The sequence below is a fragment of the Vibrio kasasachensis genome, assembly GCF_050337565.1.
Taxonomy (GTDB): Bacteria; Pseudomonadota; Gammaproteobacteria; order Enterobacterales; family Vibrionaceae; genus Vibrio; species Vibrio kasasachensis.
This window is the reverse complement of record NZ_JAKJTB010000009.1, coordinates 115,108-127,196: the sequence shown is the minus strand read 5'-3', so window position 1 is coordinate 127,196 and position 12,089 is coordinate 115,108. Positions and strand designations below refer to the sequence as shown.

The window sequence follows — 12,089 nt, the reverse complement described above, 5'->3', positions numbered from 1 at the left end:
ATTTACTTCAACTCACTTTCAGCTCGCTAGATTGGTTAATTTGATGACGATTCAAAAACAATTTAGTGAGTAAAGACCCCACTACCATCGCCGCAAAAAATAACACCATACCAATATTGCCTAGCGCTAAACTTGCAACTGACGGACCAGGGCACACTCCTGCGATTCCCCAGCCAAGCCCAAATAACGAGGCTCCCGAAATCAAACGTCTATCAATTTTACTGTTCGTCGGTATACAGATTTCACCACCACTAACTGGTTGTTTTCTCGACTTTATCAATAGAAAATAGCTCGGCATAAAAACAATTAGTGCGCCACCCATCACAAATGCTAACGAAGGATCCCAGTTTCCAGCTATATCAAGAAACCCAATAACCTTGCTCGGCTCTATCAATCCTGATACCGCCATTCCACAACCAAAAAGCACGCCACTAATTAGAGCCACACCTCTTACAATTCTCTTATTCACAACGACCTCGTTTATAACAGATGTAAACGTACGAAAACGGTCAAGCCAGCCACAAACATAAATACACATGTAGCCACTATTGATCGCTTTGATAGACGACCAATACCGCATATACCATGGCCGCTAGTACAGCCGTTGCCAAGACGAGTCCCTATACCAACCAATAGACCTGCCGCGACAATTCCCCACATAGATGCTCCTTTAATCTCAGGAATATCAAGACCGAGTAGATGTACTGTTAAAAATCCCCCGAGCACCATTCCTGTAAAAAACAGCACTCGCCATGAGTAATCGCCTTTTTTAGGTGTAGAAAATAGCCCACTAACGATACCGCTAATGCCTGCGATTTTACCGTTAAATAGCAGTAGCATTGTTGCCGATACACCCAGCAATAATCCACCAAACAGTGACTCCCATGGGAACATTTGTAACATTTCACTCTCCTCTAAGCTTTACAAAACACACTGTGTAACGCTTGTATCAACGTCTCTACTCTTGGGTCAGCTAACGAATAAAATACCTGCTGTGACTCTTTACGCGCTTGAATGATGTTGTGTTTTCTCAATACGGTTAAATGTTGAGAAAATGCTGACTGACTCAAAGTTGAACAGGCTTGCAATACCCCAGCTCCCAGTTCACCTTGAGTAAGTTGACACACCACCATTAAACGCTCTGGATGAGCTAGTACCTTAAGTAGTTCAGCGGCATCAATCGCATTCTTCTGCATATCAGCCATATTCATTTGCTCAGCCATATTGTTCTCTCACTCTTAGCATCTGTAATACATAATACTGACACCTTTAAATTAGTCAACGCTAATATAGGTAATTCAAATTTAGACTATAGTACATTAGACAACTCTAATTTTAATCGTTATAGTAACCAACAACACATGGAATACAGCGTAAGGAGAACGGCAATGAGTTTAGAAAATGCGATTAGAGTCTTTGCAGGTAGCATGATTTTGCTTTCTGTTTTGCTAACAGCCACAGTTCATAGTGGTTTCATTTGGTTAACGGTATTTATTGGTGTTAATTTGATCCAAAGTGCATTAACTGGTATCTGCCCTGCGGCTTGGTTTCTTAAAAAATTTGGCTTTCAATAACTGGAGTTCTAAATGACAAAGATCGTAATCATTGGTGGTGTAGCGGGTGGCGCATCCGCAGCGGCTCGCGCTCGCCGTTTAAGCGAAGACGCACAAATTATCATGTTCGAACGAGGTCCTTTTGTTTCGTTCGCTAACTGCGGTTTGCCCTATCACATTGGTGGTGATATAGAGCAACGCAGCAAATTGTTGCTACAAACACCCGAGAGCTTCTTGGCGCGTTTTAATGTTAATGTTCGTGTCATGAACGAAGTGGTTGCCATCAATCGAAACGATAAAACTGTTTGTGTAAAAAACCTACTGGATGGCAGTGAATATCAAGAGAGCTATGACTTCTTACTATTAAGCCCGGGAGCAGGACCTGTTGTGCCCCCAATCCCCGGCGTTGATAACCCGCTTACACACTCGCTTCGCAATATTCCAGACATGGATAAGATCATTCAAACCATCAAAATGAACAACGTTGAACACGCGACAGTGGTTGGCGGCGGCTTCATTGGTTTAGAGATGATGGAAGCGTTCCACCAGCTTGGAATTGAGACCACACTGCTTGAACTGTCTGATCAAGTCATGACCCCTGTTGATAAAGAGATGGCTGGCTTTGCTCACGAAGAGATCCGTAATCACGGTATTGACTTGCGTCTAGGAACAGCTTTAAGCAGTGTTGAATATATTGAAGAAACTAGCGTTGCCAACCCAGACTCGGGGGAAAGTACCGAGCATCAACATCTAAATGGTCATTTAACGCTAACCCTAAGCAGTGGAGAACAACTCAATACCGATATCCTAATTATGGCAATCGGTGTTCGCCCTGAAACTCAATTGGCACAACAAGCAGGGCTACAAATTGGAACTTTAGGTGGCATCTATACAAATGAGATGATGCAAACTAGTGATCCATCGATTTATGCCGTTGGTGATGCAATTGAAGAACAAGACTTTATTACTGGTGCGCAAACGTTAGTACCGCTTGCTGGTCCCGCTAACCGTCAAGGCCGCATGGCAGCAGACAACATGCTGGGCCGTCAGGAGCGATATCAAGGAACGCAGGGTACAGCGATCTGTAAAATCTTCGATCTTGCTGTTGCTTCTACTGGTAAAAATGAAAAACAACTCAAGCGCGATGGCATTGTGTATGAAAAAGTCTATGTTCACACCGCTAGCCATGCAAGCTATTACCCAGGTGCTGAAATAGTCTCATTTAAAATGTTGTTTGAACCACAAACTGGCAAGATACTCGGCGCACAAGCGGTCGGCAAAGATGGAGTAGATAAACGCATTGATGTGATGGCAGTAGCACAACGTGCAGGAATGACGGTCGAACAGTTACAGCACTTAGAACTGACTTATGCTCCACCATATGGCAGTGCTAAAGATGTAATAAACCAAGCAGCCTTTGTTGCCAACAACATAATCAAAGGTGACGCTACGCCGATTCATTTTGATGAAATTGAACAGCTGACTAGTGATCAATTACTGCTTGATGTTCGTAATCCGGGAGAGCGTGAAAACGGCAATCACCTTGAAGGTGATATCAATATTCCCGTTGACCAACTTCGTCAAAGAATCAATGAACTTCCTAGAGACAAAGAGATCATTATTTATTGCCAAGTTGGTTTACGTGGCAACGTGGCATACCGCCAACTGGTCAATAATGGCTTCAAAGCACGGAATTTGATCGGTGGACTACGCACTTACAAATTTTCCAAAGCATAAATAGTGAGTAATTGAAGGGGCACAAAGCCCCTTTTTGTTTACGTCGGTTATGAGTACATCATGATCAAGTGAAACTAACGTATTAAGTGGGACGCCGTTTCAAAAGGTTAGCTATTTTGGCTTTTTCATCAATGCCGCAAGATCTGCAAATGGGTTATGTGTTGCAGATTGATGCTCATCTTGACCAGGTTTTACTTCCGAGCCATAACGATCATGCTCAAGGTATTTACTGTGCTCATGATCATGACAATAAAGGCACAATAGCTCCCAGTTGCTGCCATCTTCTGGGTTGTTTGTATGATCATGATCTTTGTGGTGAACCGTCAATTCACGCAGATTAGAGTAAACAAATTCACGCGCACAACTACCGCATACCCAAGGGTACAATTTGAGTGCTTTTTCGCGATAGCCACTTTCATTACGTCGATATGCTGCACTTGAACCGTATAAGTCTGAAGACATTGTTATTGCCTCTATGTTTGTAATAGTGCCGCAATATTATCACACACTAAACCGTGATTGGGGCTATTTAACACTAGATTTATGTTTACTCGAAGCAAAAAAAACCGAGGCACTAACACCTCGGTTTTAACATTTTAAGCTATCAATTATGCGCAGTAGTGCTTCGCAATATCAGCACCTAGACGTGCGTTATTCAATACCAACTCAATGTTTGCATCTAAGCTGTTGCCACCCGTAAGTTCACATACGCGAGCAAGCAAGAAAGGCGTCGATTCTTTTCCAGCAATACCCTGCTCTTCTGCCTCTGTTAGCGCCGTTTCAATTGCGCTAGTGATCAACTCTGGAGACATCGCATACTCAACTGGAATCGGGTTTGCTACTACAACGCCACCTTTTAGTGCCATTGCCCACTTAGCTTTTAGAGCAAGTGCAATGTCTTCCGCGCTGTCTAGGCGGTAATCAATTGCGAACTCACTTTCACGTGTATAGAATGCTGGTAGGCTATTTGTTTGGTAACCAATCACAGGAACACCTTGTGTTTCAAGGTATTCACGAGTCAATCCAAGGTCCAAAATCGATTTCGCACCAGCACACACTACAGCAACATCTGTATTAGCAAGTTCTTGTAGATCAGCAGAGATATCAAAAGTCTCTTGCGCACCACGGTGTACACCACCAATACCACCAGTTGCAAACACTTTGATGCCAGCCATCTCGGCTAGGATCATCGTTGCTGCTACCGTCGTTGCACCGTCTTTCTTGCTCGCTACGATGAATGGAATATCACGACGGCTAACTTTAGTTACCGCAGCGCCTGCTTGACCAAGATGACGAACTTGATCTTCATCTAGACCAACCTTTAAGCGACCGCCAATGATAGCAATTGTTGCTGGTACTGCACCTTGTTCACGAATAGTTTGCTCTACTAACAACGCAGTTTCAACGTTACGTGGGTAAGGCATACCATGAGAAATAATGGTGGATTCTAAAGCAACCACTGGTTGGTTATTAGCAAGCGCTTGAGCAACTTCTGGTTGAATATCTAGGTATTTTTCTAACATCTTGAAGCTTCCTCTAATAATCTTTGTACTGCATGTTCGGACATAGTTGAATTAATTGTTTTGTCGGCTTTTAATGCTAAACAAGCCGCCGCTAAGGCGAAGTCAACACTCTGTTGCCATGACCAGTCACTCATATAGCCATGAGCTAAACCAGCCATTAATGCATCCCCTGCTCCCGTCACGTTATTGACCTGAGTAGCAGAAGGTGGAATAAATCTTTGCTCTGATTCTGTGCTAGAAAATGCGCCTAAATGACCAAGGCTAATCAATAAACGATTGACGCCTTTTTTGTGTAACGCATCAGCCACACTAGGAAGTTGATCTAACGATTCAATCTTAATTCCCGATAGAAGTTCAGCTTCTAGCTTGTTCGGTTTAAGCGTATGAATTCTGCTTAGATATGGGATCAGCTTACTTGCTTTCACTGAAGATACTGGATCTACCAAAATGGGCTTATCACTGTGCACGCTAAATAGATAATCTAACGCGCTATCACACAAGTTTGCGTCAAGAACAATTGCCCCAGCTCGGCTTAACATAGTATCTCGGGAAGCCAATGTTTCCGCATTCAGTTCTTCGATTAGCCCCATGTCGTTTAATGCAATTTGCATTTCACCGTCTGGTCCATGAATAGATAAATAGCTACTGGTCGTAGCGCCATTAACTACTACGCAATGGTCAACGCCTACGTTTGCTATATGACACGCTTGCTTAAGCTGCTCGCCCCACTTGTCATCACCGATTGCACCAATAAATTGAACTTGGCTACCAAGACGACCTAGGTTATCTGCGATATTGCGTCCAACGCCACCAGCACTACTAGTTAAAATGCCTGGGTTAGAATCACCAAGCACCAATTCATTGTTCGAACGGCCACACAAATCCATGTTGGCACCACCAATAACAACAGCATATCGCTCAGGGCTAATAACGTAGCCCTTGCCTTGGATAAAGCCTTTGCGAGTCAAGTTCATAATATGACCAGCCACTGCACTACGGCTTAAGCCCAATTGATCGGCTAATGTTTGCTGCGCAATCATAGGATCGCGTTTTATCAGTGCCAGAATTTCATTTTCCCGCTCTGTCATAGTGATCTCAACCAAAGGAATACCTATCTACAAACAAACTAATGTTTGCACTATAAACATTAGTTTGCTCATTACAAACGTAAGTACTCAGTTCTGTGATATAATCCACAAAGAGTAAAGGTTGGAGGTAGATCAATAAGTTACTGAAAGAAGAATGTCTGAAGCTGCAAGATGATGGGAATGCACAGCAATCGTTATGGAGGAAGCCAACTGACGATATCTATTGTGGTGTTAACAACACGCTAATCGTTAATAAGAAAAATATCGCAATACTTCGTGTACCTACCGTCAACTCTCTATTGGTATACTTATAAGTATAATTTCGAATCGGCGGGAGAAGTAGCGCTGATATTACAATACAGGCAAGCGATGCAACCAAATCAAAACGTAAGCCACTAACCCCCCAAACCCAAAACGCCAAACCAAAAAACCAACTGAAAGTTAGATAGAAATAATTCATGCGCCTCACCAATTAACTATTCATCGTACTGTTAATAGTAGACTAACTATACCCAAGTAACCTCAAGATGCTTAGTTCAGCAAAACGACCACTATTCATCAGCGAAACATTGCACACCTGAGGAATTGAAGGGGATGTGCTGATCCATTTGTCTCAACAAGGTAGGTTTACTTCGCAGAGTTAAATTGCTCGACCATCTTTTGGTGGAGATAATCAACAAAACTGTCGTCCGATATATCTAAAGCTACATCGGGAGCAATCCCGACATTATCGATTGGACCTAGTTGGTACCAAACTCTTTTCTGCGATGGAATATGGACGCCGTACTTACCAAGTATTTGATGCGTAATAGGCTGAGCATAATCCAACTCACCTTTTGTCGTTGAACCAAATGTTGTTACTTTATCGTTGGTTTTTGCGGCAATAATGAACTCTTCTCCACTAAACGCGACCTCTCCATTTTGAATGATATACACCATCTCTAAATTGGTTAACATCTTGTCGTGGCTAACAGGAGGCCATGAGTACTCTAGCCAAGTATTGGGAAAGGTATTCATGTTTACCACAAGTTCACTAAAAATTTTGAATAGCTCAGGATTTCGATTGAGCCTATCTTCAGCAAGTTGCTGACGGTAAAATAGGGTGTTCGGTGGAGAGGAGAGCACATGCCACCTCGAATGATAGTCGTAGGCGCCTATCAGTTCAATCACAGGGTGCATTGCCATTAAACTACCTTCATCATTTCCCCTAAGATCAATGATCAACCCCTGCACAGACATAAGCATTGAATAATACTTATCTCTAAGATCAGCTATATCGCTCGTCAATTCTTGCCTAAATGACGGCAAAGTGATTAATGCAATGTCCTTGGATAATAATTCGAGTGTGACAGACTGATCGCTTTCTTCGATCTCTGTATATGAATCTTGTGTTTTAGCAACGAGATGAGTCACTTTTAATTGCGGGTCTGAAAACGATTCAAGCCATTGTGATAAATAAAGTAAACACTCATTATCGGGATTATTATTAATACGTTCATCAATTTGCTTTTTAACTAATTCTATTCTGTCCCGATTTTTGTCCGGGTAACCAGCATAATTTTCCTCCACTTTTTCAACAAGTAAGCTTAAGGCATGATCACATGATGAATGCTTTGCCTGAACAACATTGGCTTGGGCAAAAAATAGAACAAACAACAAAAACACGTTGGCTTTAAACATTATCTCCCCGGATGATAGTATTCATTGATGCTACAAATTGAACTTATTTCACGTATCGAAAAATTGTAACACGTTCACCGAAGGTATAATCGAACACTGTGGCTTGATTGACAAAATTTTACATTTTCATTGCAAATGTATTTCAGTATATGTCTGCGTTCGATCGACATCGTTGAAAATCACTGACATATCAAATCAATAAACATCATCAATGCTCTACGAAAATCAACTCGTCAGTATTAAATCCTCTAGCTTTAGCCTCGGAGATAAATTCATCTCGTAATTCATCTGACACCGTTGGGGTTCTTGATAATAACCATAAATAGTCCAAACTAGGTCCTGAAACAAACGCATATTGATAATTATGTTTATCTAAGCCAAACACCACATAAGAACTATAAAACGGACCAAAAAAAGATACTTGCAGATAACCGACATCATCATGAGTGACAAAGAATGCGTCGCCATCCGCTTGCTTCCACTCTCGATTTATTGGGTCATAACCACGATTTATGACTGCTATACCAGTTTTCTCGAGCTCAAGGTACTCTGCGGATACTTGTTCAAGCCCTTCTTCAAACGAATTGTTAAGCCGTGCAATTTCATACCATTTCCCCAAGTATCGATTGAGCTCAAAATCATCAACAGGCCTCACCGTCTCCGGCATTCCCAAACAACCACTCAACATCCATGAACTAGAAAAAGCGATGACCAATCTCGTAGCACTTCCCCTAAAATTACAAAACTGAATCACTGTGCTCAACAAACTCGCAAAATTTATGTTCAAACCGCCACCAAATTACTCCACTAAGGAATCTGAAAAGATCTTCTAATTGGCAGATTACCAATTTGAGCCACTTTAAACAGAGACCTGTTCTCTTACTGATTAAAATTAGCTAAGTTCAAACAAATTTGAGATCCACTTATCATTGTGTACACTCCAGTTCTATTCTGATTGTCACTGCGGTATTTTTCCCAAATCGAATATCTTTGTTTATTTAAAAAAAAAGAGGAACCTAAGTTCCTCTAGTGTTTTATAAAACCTTATGGTCTACGGCGTTTCGCTCAACACTGATTCTTCTTCAAAAATTTCCGCAACTGGCAGTACTTGCTTAACATATTGACCAGGCGCCTTACACAGAACCGGATAATTTTCATTTCCTTGCGGGAACGGTTCTACTTGCTCGTCGGGATTAAAATCTTGCAACCATTGCTCCCAATGCCCCCACCAAGACCCCTCATTATAGTTTGCTGTATCCATCCATTCATCGGCACTGTCTTCTAAGCTTTCATTCACCCAGAAACCATACTTCTTCTTGTCAGGATGATTGATGATACCGGCAATATGACCCGATTCGCCAAGAACAAAAGTTTTGTTACCACCGACTTTCAGTGCACCACGATACGTACCTTGCCAAAGAGCAATGTGATCATCCTTAGTCGAGATGAAATAACTTGGGATTTTGATTTTGTCCAAATCAATCCAGACACCACCAATCTTTACGCCTTTATCTTGTACAAGCTTATTCTCAAGGTAGAGGTCTCGTAACATAAAGTTGTGCGTTGGCGCGGTCACATTAGTGCTATCACTGTTCCAGTACAGCAAATCAAAATCGACAGGACTTTGCCCCTTCAAGTAATTATCGACATAGTAATTCCAATAGAGGCTGTTTTCTCTTAACAAACTAAATGTCACACTCAAAGATCGACCATCCATATAACCCTTAGCGTTATTTTGGATTTCAATTGCGTTAATTATTGGCTCATTGATGTAAGCCCCGACTTCTCCCGGTTGAGAAAAATCGAGTAACGTCGTGAAAAAGCTCGCACTTTTAATGCGTTTCTTCATTCGTTTCGCCGCATAGTATGCGATCGTTGACGCTAAAACCGTACCGCCAATACAATACCCAGCAGCGTTAATTTGCGGCTGTCCTGTAATGTCTTCAATTGCGGATACTGCCTTTACTACCCCTTCGGTAACGTAATCACCAAATTCTACGTTTCGTTGTTTTTCACCAGGGTTACGCCAAGAGATCATAAACACACTATGACCTTGATTAAGCAACCAACGAACCATTGAGTTCTTCTCTCGCAAATCCAAGATATAGTATTTATTTACGAAAGGTGGAACAATCAATAGAGGCGTTGCATTTACTTTTTCAGTGAGCGGTCGATACTGGATCAGTTCAAATAATTCGTTCTTGAAAACGACATCACCTTGGGTGTTAGCAATATCTTCACCAACACGAAACGCATTGTTGTTAGTCATACGAACTTTGAGAATGTCTGAACTCGCGTCTAAATCACTCTTTAACTGATCAAACCCAGCCAATAAGTTTTCACCATTTTTCTCTATTGTCAGCTTTAATAACTCGGGGTTAGTCGCAATGAAATTACTTGGTGAAAGTGCATTGATTGATTGGCGTGAAAAAAAGATTAAGCGCTCTTTGGTTTTGTCATCCAATCCTTCAATATTATTGATGGTTTCAAGGTAGGTTTTACCAAACAGTAAGTACGATTGTTTAATAAAATTGAAAACCAACTCATTGCGCCAACTTTCATCAGTGAAGCGCTTGTCACCTTTTTCGCTTTCAACAATACACTCGGTATTACCAGCGAGTACAACGTTCTGCCATATATCCAATTGTTGTTGCCACCACTGCGCTTGAACTTCCATCAACGCAGTTGGCTGATTTGCCGCTTTTTCGAATAGCAGTGCAGTGTCTTCTAAATTTAAGTCCTGCATCGCCTTATTTAACGGGGTATTTACGGATGCCCTGTTGTTTTCAAGATCCTCCCACCATCTTTGATTGGTTTTCTGGAGCTCAACAAGGTAATCCGAAAAGAAGTGCTGAAACATAATAAACTCCTTTGATCGGAAAAAAGCCGCCTTAAATAAGGCGGCAAGCTTAGTCAGTGGCTATGCGGGATTCACTGTCTTAAGATTTTCCGATGTGAGTTTCTCAACGTCATCTTTAAACTCACTAGCAATACTTTGTAGTTTATTGCTATCGTCCGTCATTTGTTGAGAAAGCTTAGACAGAACATTGAGCTGCTGACTATTAAACACAGCGAAAGACGTTGCATCTTGAATTTCTGTCGCTGCTTTCATCTGTGTTAAACCCATTTCGCTGTATGTGCGCACTGCGTTCAACTGAAGCTCAGTCATCACTTCAACATTTTTCGTCACAAGCTTGTTAAATTTGATGTACGGCTCTAGTTGTTTTGCTGTTTGGTCATTAAAGTTCTTGAAAAAATCAGTGTACATATTGTAGCTCCTAGTTATTTAAATTTAATTCCATTCGATAGATTTAACGATGACTGCGGTTCCCATCCCCCCGCCAACACAAAGAGAGGCAACGCCGTATTGGCCGTTACTTCGATTGAGTTCATGAATAAGAGTAACCAGAATCCGATTACCTGATGCGCCTAAAGGATGTCCTAGTGCAATAGCCCCACCGTTTTTATTGGCTTTATCCAAAATTGTAGTTATTGGAAGATCGTGTTCTTCGGCTAGTTGGTGTATGACACCCAACGCTTGTCCTGCAAAAGCTTCATTGAGTTCGTAGACATCGATATCTTTTGCTTCCAACTCTGCTTTAGAGAGCGCTTTTGCTACTGCCGGCACTGGGCCTAAACCCATAATTTTGGGGTCAATGCCTGCTTGGGCATAACTGACGACTTCCGCTATTGGGCGTAAATTGTGTTTTTGAATTGCAGATTCGCTGGCCAGAATAATGGCACTTGCACCATCATTGATACCTGAAGCATTGCCAGCGGTTACACTGCCTTCTTTGTTAAAGGCTGGGCGCAATTTTTCAAGCCCTTCTAATGTTGCATTCTGTTTAGGATATTCATCGGTATCGAACGATATAATTTCACGACGTTTTTTAACTTCAACAGGTACAATTTCATCTTTAAACTTGCCAGCTTCAATCGCAGCAACCGCCTTTTTTTGGCTTTCAAGTGCATAGAGGTCTTGCTGCTCTCGTGTAATACCAACTTCGTTAACCACGTTTTCTGCCGTAACACCCATATGGTATTGGTTGAAAACATCGGTTAGTCCATCACCAATTAGCAGATCTGTAAGCGTCATATTTCCCATTTTTTGACCGTCACGCACCTGACTAGGTAAAATAAATGGTATTTGCGACATCACTTCAACACCTGCCGCGACAATAATGTCCCCATCACCAGATCGGATATGACTGACAGCATCCATCACGGTTTTCATACCACTACCACAAACCATGTTGAGAGAGTAAGCGGGAGTAGTTGCCGGAATCCCGGCGTATATCGCGGCTTGGCGACCTACACTCATACCCTGACCAGCACCTATCACATTGCCTACAATCACTTCATCGACCAAACTTGCAGGCACGTTGCCTTCAGCCAGTACTGCCTTGATTGCGACCGCCGCTAAATCACCAGCATTGATGCTTTTTAATGAGCCTCCAAATGCACCAATTGGAGTTCGTTTAGCTGAAACTATGTATATTTTTTCCACA

General features: G+C 41.9%; 13 protein-coding genes. 2 read left to right on the top strand and 11 right to left on the bottom strand.

What is annotated here, in order from left to right; genetic code table 11:
- Window positions 1-7: 7 nt before the first annotated feature.
- From L4C38_RS03430 to L4C38_RS03420, 3 genes are read right to left on the bottom strand one after another with little or no spacing between them, the layout of a single operon-like run.
- Window positions 8-469 (bottom strand): DUF6691 family protein, encoded by a 462-nt coding sequence (locus tag L4C38_RS03430; RefSeq protein WP_428796132.1) that lies wholly within the window; start codon window positions 467-469, stop codon window positions 8-10.
- An 11-nt stretch (window positions 470-480) separates the two neighbouring features.
- Complete coding sequence (locus tag L4C38_RS03425; protein WP_428796131.1) at window positions 481-903, bottom strand: YeeE/YedE family protein; 423 nt, start codon at window positions 901-903, stop codon at window positions 481-483.
- Window positions 904-914: 11 nt separating this feature from the next.
- Complete coding sequence (locus L4C38_RS03420; protein WP_428796130.1) at window positions 915-1,223, bottom strand: metalloregulator ArsR/SmtB family transcription factor; 309 nt, start codon at window positions 1,221-1,223, stop codon at window positions 915-917.
- A 165-nt stretch (window positions 1,224-1,388) separates the two neighbouring features.
- Here L4C38_RS03420 and L4C38_RS03415 point away from each other — a divergent pair, with 165 nt between their 5' ends.
- Window positions 1,389-1,574 carry a YgaP family membrane protein gene (locus L4C38_RS03415; RefSeq protein WP_428796129.1) on the top strand — a complete coding sequence of 62 codons (186 nt, stop codon included), beginning with the start codon at window positions 1,389-1,391 and terminating at the stop codon, window positions 1,572-1,574.
- Between the two features lie 12 nt (window positions 1,575-1,586).
- The gene (locus tag L4C38_RS03410; protein ID WP_428796128.1) at window positions 1,587-3,290 is read left to right on the top strand and encodes an FAD-dependent oxidoreductase; all 1,704 of its coding nucleotides are present in this window, start codon (window positions 1,587-1,589) and stop codon (window positions 3,288-3,290) included.
- A gap of 111 nt (window positions 3,291-3,401) precedes the next feature.
- Here the strand turns inward: L4C38_RS03410 and L4C38_RS03405 are convergent, their stop codons facing one another.
- From L4C38_RS03405 to L4C38_RS03370, 8 genes are all read right to left on the bottom strand, one after another.
- On the bottom strand, window positions 3,402-3,752 hold the full coding sequence (locus L4C38_RS03405) for a YajD family HNH nuclease (RefSeq protein WP_428796127.1): 351 nt from the start codon (window positions 3,750-3,752) through the stop codon (window positions 3,402-3,404).
- A 146-nt stretch (window positions 3,753-3,898) separates the two neighbouring features.
- Window positions 3,899-4,813, bottom strand: coding sequence for a pseudouridine-5'-phosphate glycosidase (locus tag L4C38_RS03400; RefSeq protein WP_428796126.1), 915 nt, complete (start codon window positions 4,811-4,813; stop codon window positions 3,899-3,901).
- A complete protein-coding gene (locus tag L4C38_RS03395; RefSeq protein ID WP_428796125.1) occupies window positions 4,807-5,901 on the bottom strand; it encodes a PfkB family carbohydrate kinase in 1,095 nt (364 codons plus the stop codon). Before L4C38_RS03395 ends, L4C38_RS03400 begins: the two co-directional genes overlap by 7 nt.
- Before the next feature lie 627 nt (window positions 5,902-6,528).
- Entirely contained in the window at window positions 6,529-7,581 is a 1,053-nt protein-coding gene (locus L4C38_RS03390) for a S41 family peptidase (RefSeq protein WP_428796124.1), read from the bottom strand.
- 208 nt (window positions 7,582-7,789) lie between these two features.
- A complete protein-coding gene (locus L4C38_RS03385) occupies window positions 7,790-8,248 on the bottom strand; it encodes a lipocalin family protein (protein ID WP_428796123.1) in 459 nt (152 codons plus the stop codon).
- Window positions 8,249-8,632: 384 nt separating this feature from the next.
- Window positions 8,633-10,441: a class I poly(R)-hydroxyalkanoic acid synthase gene (gene phaC, locus L4C38_RS03380; protein ID WP_428796122.1), complete on the bottom strand. Its 1,809-nt coding sequence runs from the start codon at window positions 10,439-10,441 to the stop codon at window positions 8,633-8,635.
- Window positions 10,442-10,501: 60 nt separating this feature from the next.
- Window positions 10,502-10,849 (bottom strand): phasin family protein, encoded by a 348-nt coding sequence (locus tag L4C38_RS03375; protein WP_428796121.1) that lies wholly within the window; start codon window positions 10,847-10,849, stop codon window positions 10,502-10,504.
- 24 nt (window positions 10,850-10,873) lie between these two features.
- Window positions 10,874-12,088 (bottom strand): acetyl-CoA C-acetyltransferase, encoded by a 1,215-nt coding sequence (locus L4C38_RS03370; RefSeq protein ID WP_428796120.1) that lies wholly within the window; start codon window positions 12,086-12,088, stop codon window positions 10,874-10,876.
- Window position 12,089 lies beyond the last annotated feature (1 nt).

Bases quoted from the DNA above. Each gene is read 5' to 3' on its own strand.
- L4C38_RS03425 (WP_428796131.1), bottom strand. From the start codon at position 903: ATGTTACAAATGTTCCCATGGGAGTCACTGTTTGGTGGATTATTGCTG.
- L4C38_RS03420 (WP_428796130.1), bottom strand. From the start codon at position 1,223: ATGGCTGAGCAAATGAATATGGCTGATATGCAGAAGAATGCGATTGAT.
- L4C38_RS03415 (WP_428796129.1), top strand. From the start codon at position 1,389: ATGAGTTTAGAAAATGCGATTAGAGTCTTTGCAGGTAGCATGATTTTG.
- L4C38_RS03410 (WP_428796128.1), top strand. From the start codon at position 1,587: ATGACAAAGATCGTAATCATTGGTGGTGTAGCGGGTGGCGCATCCGCA.
- L4C38_RS03405 (WP_428796127.1), bottom strand. From the start codon at position 3,752: ATGTCTTCAGACTTATACGGTTCAAGTGCAGCATATCGACGTAATGAA.
- L4C38_RS03400 (WP_428796126.1), bottom strand. From the start codon at position 4,813: ATGTTAGAAAAATACCTAGATATTCAACCAGAAGTTGCTCAAGCGCTT.
- L4C38_RS03395 (WP_428796125.1), bottom strand. From the start codon at position 5,901: ATGACAGAGCGGGAAAATGAAATTCTGGCACTGATAAAACGCGATCCT.
- L4C38_RS03390 (WP_428796124.1), bottom strand. From the start codon at position 7,581: ATGTTTAAAGCCAACGTGTTTTTGTTGTTTGTTCTATTTTTTGCCCAA.
- L4C38_RS03385 (WP_428796123.1), bottom strand. From the start codon at position 8,248: ATGCCGGAGACGGTGAGGCCTGTTGATGATTTTGAGCTCAATCGATAC.
- phaC (WP_428796122.1), bottom strand. From the start codon at position 10,441: ATGTTTCAGCACTTCTTTTCGGATTACCTTGTTGAGCTCCAGAAAACC.
- L4C38_RS03375 (WP_428796121.1), bottom strand. From the start codon at position 10,849: ATGTACACTGATTTTTTCAAGAACTTTAATGACCAAACAGCAAAACAA.